Here is a 16,335-nt window from a genome sequence, read left to right as displayed (position 1 = left end):
GTTATACAATGCTTTCGCCATTTTTTTACAGATGGCTGTTTGATTTTCATATACAATTACAAATGAGACTTACACGATAGGGAAAACACCTATTTCCCACTGTTCGTTGGAAGTTCGTTAAACGGATTCTTTTTATTGGCTGCATCCGGTGTATCAATTGGAGGAAGCTCGCTGTGCAAATCTGCTAATTTAGGAAAATAAAAAGCGGAAACGGAGAGATCAAAGGTGATCTTCTCATTTTGTTGCCCGGCATCCATCACTTCAGTTAATCCTTTAAACGATAAATTATCAAGCTTTATTTTCCGTGGCAATGCCTGCAGGCTGTCGAGAAATTTCTGCAGTTCAAAGTAGTTTTTTGCCTCACCGTTAATCGTAAACGGCGTTTTCTTCACGCCGCTTGGCAGAACGGCAGCTTGCTTGTCGGTTTCTTCATCGAGCACAGTCGTTGACGCCGTTTCTTTTCCATTTGTCTGATCCTGATTATCACTCTTCGTGTCGGCTTGATTTTCATTTGTATCCTGCGGCGTCTGCTGAGCTGCTGTCTCTACACTCTCATCGGCTCCCGAACTCCCCATTGTAATGGTTTTGATGGTTACATTTGAAACGGTTTCTGCCTTTTCAATGTCCAACATTAATTGTTCCACCGAGCGCTTCACTGGAATCTGCTTCTGCAGCTTCATCGTACTGTTCGCCGTTTCCTCGCTTGTATTGCTTAACTTATTTTCTAGTATTGTTAATTGCTGATTCGCCATATCCAATTCCGCCTGCTTGCTTTCCAATTGATTGTTCAATGGCTGTAAAAAATAGAAATATCCCCCTGCCGCAACAGCACCGATAAGTACAATACCTAAAATCATTATGAGGAGATTTTTTTTCGACATGATTAGTTCTCCCCTTTCTTCTCATCAGTCTGTCCAGCAGCTTTCTCTAAAGCCTGAAGATTGAGGATAATTTCATACTGCGCGATATAGCGCGGCAAAACATTTGATTCATTATAGTAAGAAACAGAAGCCGTTTTTCCTTCCTCTGTATCTGCTCCCAAATCTAATTCATCACTTTTTGCCTCTGAAATAACGGCTTCCTCGACCCAATCATGTGCCAGCAAGGTGTGTAAATAATAGGCCGCGTCACTTCTTGTGTCGAATTGGATCACTTGATTAATCTTATAATTTTCATCGATTTTAAAATCTAAGATAAACCCGCGTTCCGGCAGCATCTTTGTCAGTTGATCTAGAAGAAAGACGGAATCAAACGATTGGGTATCTGCCCATTTGATCGCCTGCTCAAGCTCCTGTACCGATGTGGAGGCATTATATTCCTTTAATTGCTGGTTTTTTTGTTCAATCATCGCCAATTTGGTGTCTAATTGATTTTGTGTCTCAGAAAGTTTCGCTTCTTTTGCATTGATCTGCCAGACAAAAAAAGCTGAAGTTGCAACGAAAAGGAAAATAATGATGCCGATCATAACAAAGATTAACTTACTTTTACTGTTTTTTTGCGGAAGGAGGTTGATTTCAACTAACATTAGTCCACCTCTTTCAAACCAAGGCCAATATTGAGATAAAACCCAGGGTCAACGGGATCGCCCGTATTGGTCACAATGGATGGGCAATTCATGATCTCGATTGGAATATCAATCTGTTGTGCCAAATTGCGGCAAACTTCCGCTAACCATGGATGATCGCCATTGACAACTATTTTATTGACCAATCTGTTGCCATAGTTTAATGAATAATTATAAAAGTTCCTCACCCGGTCAATTTCAAGAAATACATCTCTAAAGGGGAAGAATACCTCCTCTTTATCTCCTTGATAGGTATCAAGTTTATGATTATTCGGATCTTTTTCCCATTTATCAAGATCGACATCCATTAATAAGTGACGGGCTACAACCGGTTTATGGGCTTGGAAAATACAAAGGTTCACCGAAAGCAAATCGATTTGCACCAGCATGATATTATCCCGATCGTCAGGACGCTGCTGATGGTAAAGACGATATAAGCCCAAGGAAGAAATATCGGCGCTTATCGGCTGCAGCTTGACCTCCTCAAGCAATTCTGCATATTCTTGAATGACTTCCTCCGGACCGGCAAACAGGAGCAGTTCCTGCTCATTTTTTTGCTGCGGCAGGAGCGCATAATCAAATATCGGATTCTCAAACGGAAGATGGATACTCGAACCGATTTCCATAAAGATATACCCTTCTATTTCATCTTCCTGAATATCATTTGGTACGGCAATTTTCTTCAGCATGATTAACGATTCCGGGACAATGAAACGCACCTGGCGTTTCGCAATTTTCCAATCCTCGGCACATTCTTCTAAAATCGCGGTAAAGATTTCCGGATCTTGAATTCTGCCGTCATGAATAATCCCTTTTGGTAAATAGCGTTCACCATATCTTGCGATGGCCAAAGGATTCTTTTGCTTTAATTCGACGAAGCGAATAATATGATCCTTAATCGTTAAATTAATGATTTTCTTTTTACCGATAGTTAATGGAAAGCCCATCAGCAAAACTCCTTAAATAAAAAATTGAAAATACCATTGTAGTATTCTGCCGCCAAAAAAATAGGCGATCAAGACAGCGAAACATATATACGGTCCGAAAGGGATCGCTTTGCCCTTCTTCACTTTTCCCATCAGCATCCCAATACCGCCTATGAAAGCACCGAAAAAGACGGCAAGGAAAAAGCTGAGCAGCACGAGCTTAAAGCCGAGGACAATTCCTAACACACCGTAGAACTTAATATCGCCGCCGCCCATGCCGCCTTTACTGACTACGGCAATTAAAAGCAGCAGGCCAAAGCCGGTACCTGCTCCGAGCAAGGAATCCCACCATGGAGAGAGCGGGATAAATATCCGCTCCAAGACAAAAAGCGGCAGGAAAAAGAGCAGCACTTTGTCCGGAATAATCAGATATGTATAGTCGGAGACAAAGACAATGATACAGAGTGAAATCAGTGTCAATGCCACAAATAATTCCGGTGTCCAGCCCAGCATAAGCGCTGCAAAGAGAAACAATAACCCTGTCGTGAGCTCCATAATAGGATAAAGAGGGGAAATACCAGCCTTACACTGGCGGCATTTCCCCCCTTGGAAAACATATGACAGAACCGGAATTAATTCCAGTGCTCCTAATGTATGACCGCATTGCGGGCAATGCGATCGCGGTTTCACAATTGATTCTCCCGCTGGGATGCGGAGACCTACTACGTTGTAGAAGGAACCGGGGATGAGACCAAATAGAAAAATGCTCAGATAATAATAAGAGTACATTTTCTTTTCCCACTTTATTTAAGAATAAAAATTATTTAGCTTAGTTCTGTTTGACACTATCTCTTACTAACGCATGTTCAGCAGTTAGTGCAATGCTTTTTTCAGATCCAACAAGTGCTACAGAATAAGATAATTTTCCAGCAGTATTTGCTACTTCAACATAAGATTCTTCTTTTGCACCTGTATACGTACCATCTGCCGCAACTGCTGTTCCTCGTGCATAACCATCAGTAGCGGTAAGACCTCCATCTGGATCTTTGAGAGTTTCCATATAGCCTTTTTTCTCTAAATAGTCAAGTGATAAGTAAACCTTTGTATTTACTTTTGGAAAAACCCCATTGTCTGATGATACCGCCATTTTCGCCGCACTAATCATTTGCTGAGCATTAGCTACATGGGCATCTTTTCTTGAATTATCAATAAGTCCACCAATACTAGGAATCGCAATCGCAGCAATAATCCCCAAAATAACAATTACTGCTAACAGCTCAATCAATGTCATACCCTTCTGATTCTTAAGTCTCTCTTTCATTTTCTTAATCATGTCATTTTCCCCTTTCCATAACTTTCATCCTATGACATATGTCTCTATTTTTAGTATATTACATAAAACAAAATATGAATATAGTAAAATATTAACAATAATAAATTTTTCATCCGACATACTGATAAATTTTAAACATCGGGATCATAATCGATAATACAATCGTCCCGACTAAGGCCGCTAAAATGATAATCATCACTGGTTCAATGAGCGATTTCAGACGCTCTGTCGTTGTTTCCACTTCTTTTTCATAGAAATCCGCTACCTTTGACAGCATTTCATCCAGCGCACCGGATTCTTCGCCAATCGCGATCATCTGCGAAACAAGGGGCGGGAAAACCCAGTGAGTTTTCATTGGTACGGTCAATGACTGTCCCTGTTCGAGGGAATCATGTGATTCTCTAATGACCCTGGCAATAACTTCATTATCAACGACATTTTCGACAATCCGCATCGATTCTAAGATTGGCACGGAACTGGCAAATAAAGAGCTTAAGGTGCGCGTCATTCTCGCAATGACGGCCTTTTGCAGCACCTTGCCAAAAATAGGAATCCGAAGCAATGCATAATCAAAATAATAACGGCTCTTTTGCTGGTTGCGGATAACCATAATTGCCGCTACAAGTCCAATCGCTAAAATCAATATCAGCCACCAATAAGCCTGCATAAAGGCACTGGCATTCATAACAAACTTAGTAATTACCGGCAGCTCGCCGCCAAAATCATTAAACATATCGACGAATGTCGGAACAACACTGACTAAGAGAAAAATGACAACACCGACAGCCACAACTGATAAAACAGCCGGGTACATTAACGCCGAGATGACCTTCTGCTTCGTATCATGCTGTTTCTCATAGTAGACCGCGAGACGGTCTAATGTTTCGTCAATCCGCCCGCCTGCTTCCCCGGCGCGAACCATATTGATAAACATATTGGAGAATATCCTTTTATGTTTTGCCGCTGCTTCTGATAAAGGACGCCCGCTGCGTAAATCTACTTCAACATCCAATAAGGCCTTTTTTAATGCCTTACTTTCCGTTTGCGCGGCAAGGATCGAAGTGGAATCAACTAACGAAACGCCGGCACGGATCAAAGTGGCAAATTGACGCAAAAAAATGACAAACTGCTGTGATTTCACACCGCTCCCCAATTGAATATCCTTTGTTAACAGCGTTTCCGGAACCTCATTGATTTCTGTGACTTTAACGCCCTTTTCCTTCAGCTGCAGCAGGGCATCTCTTTTCGAGCCGGCATTGATACTGCCTGTTTTTTTTCCTTTTAAGTCCCTGCCGCTAAATTTAAATCTTGCCATCTTCAAACACCTTTTCCTGCAGATATGGCTGCACTGTTTCCATGGTGATCATGCCTCTTTGCAGCAGGGAATGAATGCTCGACTCAAGGGTATGCATTCCCTGTGCTCGTGAAGTTTGGATCACGTTCATGATTTGCTCGATCTTTTGGTTCCGGATTAGATTGGCCACTGCGGCATTATTGAGCATGATTTCTGTTGCTGCAATCCGCCCGCTGCCATTTGCGGTGGGAAACAAACGCTGTGAAATGACAGAAACAAGAACAGAAGCCAGCTGTGTGCGAATCTGCGATTGCTGTGAAGGTGGAAATAAATCGATAATCCGGTCAATGGTCGAAGTCGCGCTCGATGTATGTAAAGTGGCATAGACAAGATGCCCTGTTTCTGCTGCCGTAATCGCTGTCGAAATCGTTTCAAGGTCGCGCAGCTCTCCGACGAGGATGACATCCGGATCCTGGCGCAGGGCCGCTCTTAACCCGGCGGCAAAGCTTTTTGTATCATGGCCGATTTCCCGCTGGTCAATAATACAGTTTCCATGTCCGTGCAGATATTCGATTGGATCCTCCAGCGTAATAATATGCTTCGACATCATTTTATTCATGTAATCGATCATGGATGCCAGAGTCGTTGTTTTCCCGCTTCCTGTCGGTCCTGTGACAAGAATCAGCCCCTGCGGTTTTTTCACTATTTTTTTCAGCACCTGGGGCATATTCAGATCTTCGAGAGCGGGTATTTTCGTTGGCACGACCCTGAAGGCAATGGCGATACTGCCCCGCTGCTGGTACACGTTCACACGAAAGCGGGCAGCACCGGAAACCTCATACGACAAGTCTACTTCCCCTTTATCGTGCAGGACATTTTCCATTTGCTCATGAATTACAACCTTGGCGATCTCTTCTGTATCTTCAGGGGATAGAACTTCTTTGCCGTAGCGTTTTAACCCCCCATGAATTCTCATAATGGGCGGTACCCCGGTCGTAATATGAATATCAGAGGCCTTAAACTCCACCGCAGCCCGAAGAATGTTGTCAAGTCTCGTCTTCATTCTCTCACCCCCCTATTAATCTGGTACTGCCACTCGCAATACTTCTTCCGTTGTCGTCAGTCCCTGTTTGATTTTAAGCAGACCGTCATCAATAAGGAAGATCGTTTTATTTTTAATAGCAATATCTCTTAGTTTCGAAAATGGTTCGCCATCCATAATCGGGCGGCGCAGCCCCTCGTCCACTACTAAAACCTCCTGCAGCGCAATCCTTCCTTTATACCCTGTCATATCACAGGATGGGCAGCCCTTGCCGCGTGCTACTTTTTCAATTTTTAACCCTCTTTTGGCGAAAATTTCTATTTCTCGTTTCGATGGCGGATGAAATTCTATACAGTCACGGCAGACTTTTCTCACCAAACGCTGTGAAACGATTCCGGAAATTGAAGAAGCCACGAGGAAGGGTTCCACTCCCATATCCTGCAAGCGGGTAATCGATCCTAAAGAATCATTTGTATGCAGGGTGCTTAAAACTAGGTGTCCCGTTAAAGATGCCCGTACGGCGATATCGGCTGTTTCTTTATCACGGATCTCCCCAACCATGATAATATTGGGGTCCTGCCGCAGGATCGAACGCAATCCTGCAGCAAAGGTCATGCCAACATTGGCATTGACCTGAATCTGATTAATCCCTTCAAGCTGGTACTCAACCGGATCCTCAATCGTAATAATATTGACTTCTTCATTGTTTATACGATTTAACGCAGCATATAAAGTGGATGATTTACCAGAACCAGTCGGACCGGTAATCAATATAATTCCCGTTGGTTTTTCCAGCATGTTCAGAAAACGTTTTAAATTCAAAGAATTAAAACCGAGATTATTTAAATCAATGAGAGCCGTCCCTAAATCCAAAAGACGCAGGACAATTTTCTCACCGTAAATCGTCGGCAATGTTGAAACACGCAAATCTAACGGATGGTAGCCGACATTGATTTTAATACGGCCGTCCTGTGGAATACGGTGTTCGGTAATATCCAAATTCGCCATAATTTTAATCCGCGCTGTGAGCATGCTTTGCATATGCTTTGGCAGTGTCCGTTCTGTGCGGAGGACGCCATCGACACGGTAGCGGATTAATAATTTTGTTTCATGCGGATCAAGATGGATATCACTCGCTCTTGAAGTGGTCGCATTGGTCAGGATTTGATTAACAAGTTTGACAATTGGAGAGTCTTGATCCACAATTTTGTCTTTTGAAACTTCAACATCCATTTCATTTTCACTGAATAATTCTTCAAGTCCTTCATCCATGCCGTAATACTTATTAATTGAGCGCAATATATCGTCCTTTGTCGCAATCGCAGGTTCAATTTGAAAGCCAGTAACGAGTTCGAGATCTTTTATTAAGTAGTAATCCATCGGATCGGCCATCGCAATAATTAATCGATCCGCATCTTTCTTTAACGGAATAATGATATTGCGCTTCGCCATATCTTTTGAGATCAGGGAAAACAACTGCTGATCGAATGGGTACTGATATAAATTTACATGGGGAATGCCCAGCTGGAATTCCAATACTTCAATCAGCTGCTGTTCCGTAATTAACCCGCGTTCAAGCAGAGCATCGCCGAGCTTTTGCTCGGGACCTTTTTCTTTAATGGCCGCATTCAGCTTTTCCTCTGTAATTAATCCGAATTCAACTAGGATATCGCCTAGTCTTTTTCTAGTTTTCTTCAATTTCATCCCTGCTTAATTCTTATTTTGTATGATTCATATAGTATGAGTTATCGCTAGTATCCTTATTGGTATTATTTTCTTGCTGTGTTTGCTCTGCTTGAGGAGCTGTCCCATTCGTATTAGCATTTGCATTCGCTTGTGGAACATCGGTCTGAGTTCCTGATGCTCCTCCGGTACCAGGCGGCATTTCACTTTCAGGGATCTCAGGTTTAGGCTGAATGCTTTGCAGCACGACTGTGTGGATAGGCGGATAAAAATCCTCCGATAACAGCTCCCGATCCGTTGTAACCCCAGTGCTGTCAACGGTTTCCCGGTAAACCTTCTGCAGGAAGCCCTCTGTCCCTTGAGTTTTCACTTTTTGTTGGCCATAAGCAAGCTTTGCATCATACTGAAAAATATTTTTCGGCTTAAAGGTTTCCTTTTCAGAAAGAACGATCTTGTATTGGTATAATAATTCAGGTCCGGCGAGCGAAACATGCAGCTGATTGTCTGCCTGTTTAAATTCGAGAACATATTCATCGTCATTTGGATTGGCAATAATCAAATCCATATTCTTAAAGTAATCAACCTTCGCTTCATACCCTGCCTCAGCATAATAAGGCAATTCCCGGCTGATGCTTCTTTCTGTAATAGAAAAATTCGTCGGCAGGACAGCCTTATAAATGGCTGTTGCGGCAATGCTTAAGCCTTCTGATGTAAAGGTTTTGATCCCCTTCTCAGCAACTGCATCCATGATGGAGAACTGGGAATGCGGCTTGATTGTTACAGTTGGAAATTGGGAAACCCAAAGATCCATTTGTTCACTGTTATCGCGGAACGTAACCGCCGCTTCAGAAATGACTTTTTTTCCCTGCTGTTCCTGAAGGAAATCCTCCAGCTTTATGCTATGTACACCCTTTTGCAGTGTAGAAGGATAGGAGAGCAATTCCTGAATAAATGCTTTTCGATTAAATGACCCTTCCTCAATAGCAAAATCAATCAACACAGCAGAAATCATTTCCCCAGCAACATCAACAACCAGCGGGTTTTTGACCCCTGACGCTGCCCCGTCAATCGATTTCCCCGGTGAAAATATGAAACTGCTATTATCAAATGGTATTTTCTTTTCTTTATACTGGAGATTAATCGTTGTTTGCTTCATCCAAGTATTCTGTTCCTGCTGAAGTTTTTTGAGCGCCCCTTCGCTTGTTAACAGCGAAACATCAACAGGACCGATTGCCGTATTTTCTTGAAATTCCGCTTTCGATGCAGAGACTCGATCATAAGCCTGTTCGCCAAATATTGAAAAACTAAAGAAGAAACCCGTACATAGAAGCATAAGCAGAATCAATTTTAGATCACGTTTGTTCTCCAACCCCAAACCCCCTTTTAACTAAAAAAACAGGCAGTCTGCCTAAAAAGAGAAAACAATAGGACAAGACATACCTGCGGAACGTTCTACTCCTCCACATTCATGGATAATTCAACCACTGTACTTGGACTATCCTCCTGGGCCTTTGTAATATCCTCAGGTGTTAAAACAATTCCTGCCTCGAGCAGTACCTGTCCATTTGTACTGTAAATGGTTTTTGTTAATTTTTTTCCCTTTAAAATATCAATTTGTTTTCTTTTTAAGGCAGCTAATTCATCATCTTCAACTGCTGCAGCAGCATCTGCTTTTGCCTGTACCCCCATTTCGGGAAGTAATTCACTTACTGGATCGGCACTATTTTCTAAATTAACTGCTTCTGTCTTTTTTACTGCGGGATCTAACTCATTTGTACTGGAAAGAAAATGCTCCGTCGCCTCTTCTTTCACAATGATGATATCTTTCCCGTAGGTTAGGACAAATTCGGATGGAAGCGCCACTTCTCTATCTGAAGTTTTCAAGGCCATTCCAAGAATGAGTCCATTGTCTTCATCAACGTAGAATTCATTTATTTCCCCGATCAGTTCACCTTTTCTTGTCATCACTCTGGTGTTAAGGATCTTAATTTTTTTGTTAACAAGCTGATTGGCAATTGGAATTTCATTTAAATCAATAATGGCACTATCGCTGTCAATGGTTACAGCAAATTCCCCTACCCCGATTACCTTCTTAAACGGGATCGCCTTCACACTGACCTGCCAATCATCCTGTTCAATGGTTAAAAAATCAACGGCCCCTTTTTCAGGGTTTATGACTAATGATTTTACTTTTCCGACCTGTATACCGTCTGTAATACTGATGATCGGTAAGCCTGTAATTTGAGCACTATTTTTCATTCATATTTCACCACGCCTAATTATTGAGATACATTCAGCAAACATTCATATAGCACTATAATAAATGATTCCTTCGTATAATGCTCTTGTAAAATAATGAAACTCCTGTCATATTTATGAAAAAATAAGAATAAATCTCCTCTTAATTTTCCCATAAAAACAAAGAAAGAATCATTATTTCATTATCTTTATATAATCTTTCAATAAATTCTTTAGCATTTTATAACGTTCATTATCTGATTCATCATAGGTCAGGAAGCTTTCTACTATTTGTTCAAACTGCTCTTTGTTTTGCATTTTCTTCGCAATTTCAGCCTGCAGCAGCAGTGTTTCGAACACTTCTCTATGTTCGATTGTTCTGCCGTTATTTTCTGAAAGGGCTGGATGTTCCTCAGGAAATACTTCTGTTTCCGCTGCCGCTTCCTGAATCTCTGCTAATGCTTCCATTGGATTCTGCTGCTCCGCAAAAGGCGTTACTTGAATTTCTTGAAGTTTCATTTCATCAATTGTGTCTTCATACACAGCGCCACTTCCATCGCCTTCTGCCCCTTGAACTGGGTGCTGAACATCTTCTATTATGTTTTCCGGTGCCGCTTCAACGACAGGTGCTTCATTCATCGTTTCCTCAGGTTCCACTTCTTCGTTGTAAACAACCTGTAAATCTTCATCAGAAAGATCGGTTAAGTCTGGATATCCGGCCGTACTGACTTGCTCCATATCTTCTTCAAGTGCAGCTTCTGTTCTACTATCGTTATCGTGTTCAGTCTCTTCCTCCAGCTGACTGTTGAGCAGTGTTTCAATATCAGCCGTATCGTCTGATTGAACTCCCGTTTCCGGTTCGAATTCAGTATCCGTTTCTGTTTCAGGTTCAGCAAATATTTCAGAAGAAGCTGCGACTTCTGCCTGTGATTCAAGCATGAATTCTTCCAATTCACTTAAATAGCTTAAATCACCATTCACTACCATTTCTTCTTTCTCCGCTTCCGGCTGCTCTTCCAAAGCGATAGGTGCAAGCTCCTCAATCTCCTCCCATTCCAAATGACTTAACGGGGGAGTTTCTTTATTCTCAATAAAAGCTGCAGATTGTAAAGAAGGGCTGAATAATGCATCATCATTAGGAAAAATGACCTCTTTTTCTTTGTCCGCGTTATTTTCAAACGCATGCAGTTCTTCTAGTTCATTTATCTTATAATCCTCATTTTTTTGCCAAACAATCGTTTTATCTTCTGGTTTTTCAAGCTCTAATGACTCATTTCTCATATCCGCGTTTTCGTTCATTCCATATGAAGGCATTACAGGAATCGATTCCATCTTAGTGAAATTTGCAGTTTTCGTATCCTTTTCGTGATCATCACTTTCAATTTCATTAGCAGAACCATTCGCGGCGCTAAATAGGACAGGTGAGAATTTTTTCGTTAAAATCATTGATAATAAAAGGATGAGTCCGATCAACAACAAAATACTTTGCCATAATTGCATAAAGACCTTTGTCAATAATCCTGCTATTGCTATAAGAAAGGAAACAGCAATGACTGTTATCTTCCCCTTTTTGGTTAAATTCAGAGGCAAGAAATAAATAATTGGAATCAGTATAATTAATGATATCAATGAAAATATCAGTAACTCAGTATTCACCATAATCACTCCTTTCTTACTGGTAAATTTATACTATCCTTTTGGCAGATCAAATCGACAAATATCATCAATTCTATCTTTACGACTTTTAATGACAATATTCGTTATAAAATATTGTATAATACTCAAGAGGTTTTTAAAAGAAAGGAATTAATTATTCATTAAAATTAATTCATCTAAAGTCCTAAAATATTTTTAATTCACTGTTTATTACAGGATAATTTAGTATATTCTTAGATATTTTACCATTACTAAATAACTATTAAATAGGTATAAGAAGTGGAAACACATACTGTCTCCGCCTTATTCACTTCCTTCGAACACCCTTCCTTGGGAGATTAATTTTATATCTTTAAATTCAACGCTATTGTATGAATTGGAATGAATGATTAATGTTCCTCCACCGCTGATTTTAATATCACCAATTACTTCTCCGTTTATGATCATGGTCTGTCCTTCCGGTATAACCACCTCAATGCCATTTTCTGCATAAAAAAGACCATTATAGGAAGCACATTCCACGTTATTTTCAATCGTCAGTTTGTCTTTTACGAATAAGCGAAACATCGAGGAATCAGACTGAATGCAAGATTTACGAATCACGGCATTGTGATGGACATAAATATTGCTGCCTGTATTTTTTCCATCATCAATAAACTTAACTTTCGCACTGTCGATCATGAAATCTCTCATCGCAACCATATCACCACCCAACTCTAGATGATTTTCATTTTTTCCAAACGCTTTATCCAGTTCGGGGATATTATATTTTACCCGCTCTCCTCCAACCAATAAAGTTTGAGTAACAAATAATCCATTTTCAAAAGTAAAACGGCGCATATTCTGCTCACAGCTTTTTAAAAATTGATCCTTACAATCATTTTTATCTTGTTGAATAATGACATTTCCAACCACCGATAATTTTTCAAAATCGATATCTTGATGACCTCCTTCAAGAGGAATAAGATTCGGCAAGAGAAACCCCAAAATCTTGTCTAATGCACTTGATACAAGAGGTACTTTAACATTTCCATAATGCCCATTTATTAAGACGTTTACATTCTTTTCTACTGGAAGCTTAAGGATATCAAGAGAAAGTAAATTAAATTCACCAATTTTCAACAGATCAAGTCCAACAGCTTTCGCGTCTCGGACTGCAACTACAGGATTATTTTCCATTGTATGAAATCTTGGAATCTCTAAATCTAACGTTCCACCGGAAATAGAATTTATTAAATTTAACAATAGATCAAAGGTTAATCCAAGCAGATTGACTTCAAGGGCATCTCCTAATAAATCAATATCCAGGATACCATCATCAGGTACCGGATAATAGCCATCGTCACCATGCCAGAAAATAAAATCGAGTGCATCCACCCCGACCAAACCTGCGATAATTTCCAAGCCAAGCAGTTCCCCGCCTGCAAAATCAACTGCTTTTGTTCCTTCTTCAAATTGAGCGAAAAGAACAGTCGGTGTATTAACATCAAATTCAAAGTCCAGCTTATAATGGCCGGTTAGCTCTGTTACCGTGGTACCATCATCCCCCTTACTATACACTGTAATATAGTTACGCTTTGCAGTCTCATCACTATATTCAATTCCATCTGGATTACTTTTGATGATATCCGGATGACTAACCTTTATTTGGATTTTTTCATTTTTTTCATCCCTAATCGTCATCCAGCCTTGTTCAGGATATTTAGCATCAGAAAAGAGCCCCTTCAATTCATTGAGTGTTATGGGTTTGTTGTTATCAATATAATCTTTAAAGGAAGTTTCAAAATAGATCAGGCCGTCCCTGGCTAAATTACGCGTCTGAACGTTAGAATCGGTAATATTCACCCGCTTATTTTCCCCAACAACATTGATCATTAATGATAGCCCTAATACAGAAAAAATCAGGATAACGAGCAGTACCTGTATCAGTGTCGACCCTTTCTCATTTCTCATAGAAACACCCCCAATATTTCTCTTTCTTTATTTTGACAGCCCTGTCACTTTTGTTAAATGATTTTGACACAAGTGTCACTTTGAATATAAATTAGACTTAGCTCTTAATCCATATCAATAGCTAAGTCCAATTAATCATTTCCCATGACAGATCTATTCGTATGTTCTTCCTTGAGGAATTAATTCAATATGGTTGACTTTTACTTGCTGCAAAAATTCAGGCTTCGTATTAATGGTTAACTTATTATTCGGATCATTACCGCCATCTACTGTTAAATCACCAATTAAACCACCATTGATGATCATGGATTTATTATTTGTTATTACATCAATTCCATGTTCAGCATAGAATAACCCATTAAATGTATTACAGTTGCTATCAACACTATTATTTTCAATGGTTAATTTTCCTTTCACAAATAACCGAAATCCTAAATTTGTATCCCCAGGATTGATACAGGAATTTTTTATAACCGCATCTCCTTCAATGTAGATATTGCTCTTAGCAGATAATTCTGCATTATTAATAACCAGGTTTTTCGCTACCATCCCCCCATTTCCATCTCCATTTTTATCCCCATCTAAATTCAATTTACTATTTTTTTCATTCCCAGAAACATCATTAAAGCTGCCGATATTTAACGTTTTACCTACATACAAACCATTATCAAAGCTAAACGTTCTTCTATCATTATCTTTTTGTTCGATTAATGCCGATCCAGTTACGGCAAATTTTTTAAATTTAATATCCTTGTACCCGCCAAAAAGTTTTAATCCCAGCAGCCCTAAACTCGTATAAGCACCGTTAATTACAACATTTGTTTCCTTTTCAGGTGCAATTTGAATGAGACTTAGTTTAATAAGACCTTTAATTAAGTCTCCCCCTAAAATCCCACCTTCCCGAACAGCGACAACTTCAGAATCTTTATACTCATCAAAGGAGCCAGCACCTAAAGTTAATAAACTACCTGAAAGAATATTGCTATCCGGTACTGCGTAGTACTGATTATTGCCTCCTGGCAATTTAAGAACAAAAAGATCTGCTAGCCCCCCCAATTTTGCCCCAACTAATGTGTTCGAAAAATCCTTTAATGCTCCGCTTTGAAAGGTCTTCAAATCTGCTGTTATCCTATCAAAGTCGATATCAAAATCTAATTCATAGAAACCATTTAATACTTTTTCACTAGAACCCTTACTGCCAAGGCTTGCAACCTTCACTATATTTGGGTTTTTGTCATCTATTTTAATCTCTGTAATTTTTATCCCGTTACTTTCATCATTTTTATTTACATATTCAGTTAAAAACAAATTAAAACTGTTTAGATTTAACGAATCAGGAGAGTTCTTCTCTACATATCTTTGGAAAGATGTACTAAAATGCGTAAGACCATCTCTTGCTATATTTCTCGCATGTGTATCTGATTCCGTTTTATTGACCCGTTTATTCTCCCCAACGGTATTCCCCAGCAATGAGATTCCAAGAACTGAGAAAATTAGAATGACAAGCAGAACTTGGATAAGTGTTGATCCTTTTTCGTTCCCCATCATCACACCTCCACTCTATTCAACTTTTACATAGGTTACATCTTCGGTTAGTTGAAAGCTTCGATTATTGTCATCAGTAAGTTCCAAGTGAATATGGACGATGCCATTTTCCTCATCAACTGCAAAACTAGAGGCAGATTCTTCTACTGTTACAAATGGCGAATTAATCGGGGCTCCATTTATGTTTGCATTCCCACCAGCAAATCCTAACGTCGTGATAACATCACCACTCCCATATTTTTTTATATGAATCTCTTTCACTGGTTCCACTGAATTTGGTTCAACTTTCGTTGCGACAAAAATCTCATTGGAAAACTTAGTCATGATTGCGTTAGCCTCATCATGGAGAGAAATTTGCTTATTTACCGACCTATAACTATCCATACCGCTTACTAATACCCCTATAATGAGAACAGAAACAACACCAATTAAGGAAAGTGACAACAGTAATTCAACAAGAGTTAGTCCTTTTGCTGATGAAAGAATTTTTCTTTTCATAGTTCTACAAGACCTTTCACTTCGCTTAGAGGTTTTTCTTTATTCATTTCCCCGTATATTTTCACCGTAATCTTATAAATTCGTAAGTCCTCCTGTTGGGCACCAACTGTAATCTGGGCTTCATATTCATTGTTATTGAACATGAAATAATACCTATCGTTACAGGTAGTATCCTCTTTTTCACAACTGTACGTTTGTGCTTGAGGTTCTCCTTCCACGTACACAAAATCATCCTGATAACCATTTTTATTACTAATTATTTGCTCTAAAACTGTTTCCGCAAGCTTTAACGCCACTAACTGTTCTTTATTATCCGTTGTTGTTTTTTGTGAAAAAATAAAAAATTGAAAAAATACAGTTAGAACAATACTGAGGATAAATACACCTGCGAGAATTTCAATTAATGTATAGCCCCCTTCATTCTTCATACCCATCACCTTATTCGTTAGTAATCTATGTTGTTGCGTAAACAATTTATAATTCTTTATGCTATTATAATACCACTTTAGCCATAAAATAGTAAATTAGTCTGAGTGATTTTTATCACGCAGATTAAATAGAACTTATATTATATTATAGGATTAGATGAATTAAATTCCCATA

15 protein-coding genes are annotated in these 16,335 nt (G+C 39.6%); all 15 read right to left on the bottom strand.

Annotated features, from left to right (window positions below; genetic code table 11):
* Positions 1–89 precede the first annotated feature (89 nt).
* Positions 90–881, bottom strand: a complete 792-nt coding sequence (locus HNR53_RS12230; RefSeq protein ID WP_184526321.1) for a pilus assembly protein PilO — start codon at positions 879–881, stop codon at positions 90–92.
* Positions 882–883: 2 nt separating this feature from the next.
* A complete protein-coding gene (locus HNR53_RS12225; protein WP_184526319.1) occupies positions 884–1,525 on the bottom strand; it encodes a PilN domain-containing protein in 642 nt (213 codons plus the stop codon).
* Positions 1,525–2,511 (bottom strand): type IV pilus biogenesis protein PilM, encoded by a 987-nt coding sequence (gene pilM / locus HNR53_RS12220; RefSeq protein WP_184526317.1) that lies wholly within the window; start codon positions 2,509–2,511, stop codon positions 1,525–1,527. Before pilM ends, HNR53_RS12225 begins: the two co-directional genes overlap by 1 nt.
* Positions 2,512–2,523: 12 nt before the next feature.
* Complete coding sequence (locus tag HNR53_RS12215) at positions 2,524–3,279, bottom strand: prepilin peptidase (RefSeq protein WP_184526314.1); 756 nt, start codon at positions 3,277–3,279, stop codon at positions 2,524–2,526.
* 40 nt (positions 3,280–3,319) lie between these two features.
* On the bottom strand, positions 3,320–3,823 hold the full coding sequence (locus tag HNR53_RS12210; RefSeq protein ID WP_184526312.1) for a type II secretion system protein: 504 nt from the start codon (positions 3,821–3,823) through the stop codon (positions 3,320–3,322).
* A gap of 109 nt (positions 3,824–3,932) precedes the next feature.
* Complete coding sequence (locus tag HNR53_RS12205; RefSeq protein ID WP_184526310.1) at positions 3,933–5,138, bottom strand: type II secretion system F family protein; 1,206 nt, start codon at positions 5,136–5,138, stop codon at positions 3,933–3,935.
* Positions 5,125–6,180 (bottom strand): type IV pilus twitching motility protein PilT, encoded by a 1,056-nt coding sequence (locus HNR53_RS12200; protein WP_184526308.1) that lies wholly within the window; start codon positions 6,178–6,180, stop codon positions 5,125–5,127. Before HNR53_RS12200 ends, HNR53_RS12205 begins: the two co-directional genes overlap by 14 nt.
* Before the next feature lie 15 nt (positions 6,181–6,195).
* A complete protein-coding gene (locus tag HNR53_RS12195) occupies positions 6,196–7,863 on the bottom strand; it encodes a GspE/PulE family protein (RefSeq protein ID WP_184526301.1) in 1,668 nt (555 codons plus the stop codon).
* Between the two features lie 13 nt (positions 7,864–7,876).
* Positions 7,877–9,211 (bottom strand): G5 domain-containing protein, encoded by a 1,335-nt coding sequence (locus tag HNR53_RS12190; RefSeq protein ID WP_184526299.1) that lies wholly within the window; start codon positions 9,209–9,211, stop codon positions 7,877–7,879.
* A gap of 83 nt (positions 9,212–9,294) precedes the next feature.
* Positions 9,295–10,101 carry a PRC-barrel domain-containing protein gene (locus tag HNR53_RS12185; protein ID WP_184526297.1) on the bottom strand — a complete coding sequence of 269 codons (807 nt, stop codon included), beginning with the start codon at positions 10,099–10,101 and terminating at the stop codon, positions 9,295–9,297.
* A 174-nt stretch (positions 10,102–10,275) separates the two neighbouring features.
* Entirely contained in the window at positions 10,276–11,739 is a 1,464-nt protein-coding gene (locus tag HNR53_RS12180) for a hypothetical protein (RefSeq protein ID WP_184526295.1), read from the bottom strand.
* A 300-nt stretch (positions 11,740–12,039) separates the two neighbouring features.
* Positions 12,040–13,689, bottom strand: coding sequence for a type IV pilus modification PilV family protein (locus tag HNR53_RS12175; RefSeq protein WP_184526293.1), 1,650 nt, complete (start codon positions 13,687–13,689; stop codon positions 12,040–12,042).
* Between the two features lie 153 nt (positions 13,690–13,842).
* A complete protein-coding gene (locus HNR53_RS12170) occupies positions 13,843–15,237 on the bottom strand; it encodes a type II secretion system protein (RefSeq protein WP_184526291.1) in 1,395 nt (464 codons plus the stop codon).
* A 12-nt stretch (positions 15,238–15,249) separates the two neighbouring features.
* Complete coding sequence (locus HNR53_RS12165; protein ID WP_184526289.1) at positions 15,250–15,732, bottom strand: hypothetical protein; 483 nt, start codon at positions 15,730–15,732, stop codon at positions 15,250–15,252.
* Entirely contained in the window at positions 15,729–16,160 is a 432-nt protein-coding gene (locus tag HNR53_RS12160) for a type IV pilus modification PilV family protein (RefSeq protein WP_184526287.1), read from the bottom strand. Before HNR53_RS12160 ends, HNR53_RS12165 begins: the two co-directional genes overlap by 4 nt.
* Positions 16,161–16,335 lie beyond the last annotated feature (175 nt).

It is taken from the genome of Bacillus benzoevorans (assembly GCF_014207535.1).
In the GTDB taxonomy this organism is placed as follows: domain Bacteria; phylum Bacillota; class Bacilli; order Bacillales; family Cytobacillaceae; genus Bacillus_BD; species Bacillus_BD benzoevorans.
This window is presented reverse-complemented; position numbering and strand designations above follow the sequence as displayed.

What these genes read in the sequence shown, in the direction of transcription:
- HNR53_RS12200 (WP_184526308.1), bottom strand. Translation starts at nt 6,180, where the DNA reads ATGAAGACGAGACTTGACAACATTCTTCGGGCTGCGGTGGAGTTTAAG.
- HNR53_RS12195 (WP_184526301.1), bottom strand. Translation starts at nt 7,863, where the DNA reads ATGAAATTGAAGAAAACTAGAAAAAGACTAGGCGATATCCTAGTTGAA.
- HNR53_RS12230 (WP_184526321.1), bottom strand. Translation starts at nt 881, where the DNA reads ATGTCGAAAAAAAATCTCCTCATAATGATTTTAGGTATTGTACTTATC.
- HNR53_RS12175 (WP_184526293.1), bottom strand. Translation starts at nt 13,689, where the DNA reads ATGAGAAATGAGAAAGGGTCGACACTGATACAGGTACTGCTCGTTATC.
- HNR53_RS12180 (WP_184526295.1), bottom strand. Translation starts at nt 11,739, where the DNA reads ATGGTGAATACTGAGTTACTGATATTTTCATTGATATCATTAATTATA.
- HNR53_RS12215 (WP_184526314.1), bottom strand. Translation starts at nt 3,279, where the DNA reads ATGTACTCTTATTATTATCTGAGCATTTTTCTATTTGGTCTCATCCCC.
- HNR53_RS12205 (WP_184526310.1), bottom strand. Translation starts at nt 5,138, where the DNA reads ATGGCAAGATTTAAATTTAGCGGCAGGGACTTAAAAGGAAAAAAAACA.
- HNR53_RS12165 (WP_184526289.1), bottom strand. Translation starts at nt 15,732, where the DNA reads ATGAAAAGAAAAATTCTTTCATCAGCAAAAGGACTAACTCTTGTTGAA.
- HNR53_RS12225 (WP_184526319.1), bottom strand. Translation starts at nt 1,525, where the DNA reads ATGTTAGTTGAAATCAACCTCCTTCCGCAAAAAAACAGTAAAAGTAAG.
- HNR53_RS12210 (WP_184526312.1), bottom strand. Translation starts at nt 3,823, where the DNA reads ATGATTAAGAAAATGAAAGAGAGACTTAAGAATCAGAAGGGTATGACA.
- HNR53_RS12170 (WP_184526291.1), bottom strand. Translation starts at nt 15,237, where the DNA reads ATGATGGGGAACGAAAAAGGATCAACACTTATCCAAGTTCTGCTTGTC.
- pilM (WP_184526317.1), bottom strand. Translation starts at nt 2,511, where the DNA reads ATGGGCTTTCCATTAACTATCGGTAAAAAGAAAATCATTAATTTAACG.
- HNR53_RS12160 (WP_184526287.1), bottom strand. Translation starts at nt 16,160, where the DNA reads ATGAAGAATGAAGGGGGCTATACATTAATTGAAATTCTCGCAGGTGTA.
- HNR53_RS12185 (WP_184526297.1), bottom strand. Translation starts at nt 10,101, where the DNA reads ATGAAAAATAGTGCTCAAATTACAGGCTTACCGATCATCAGTATTACA.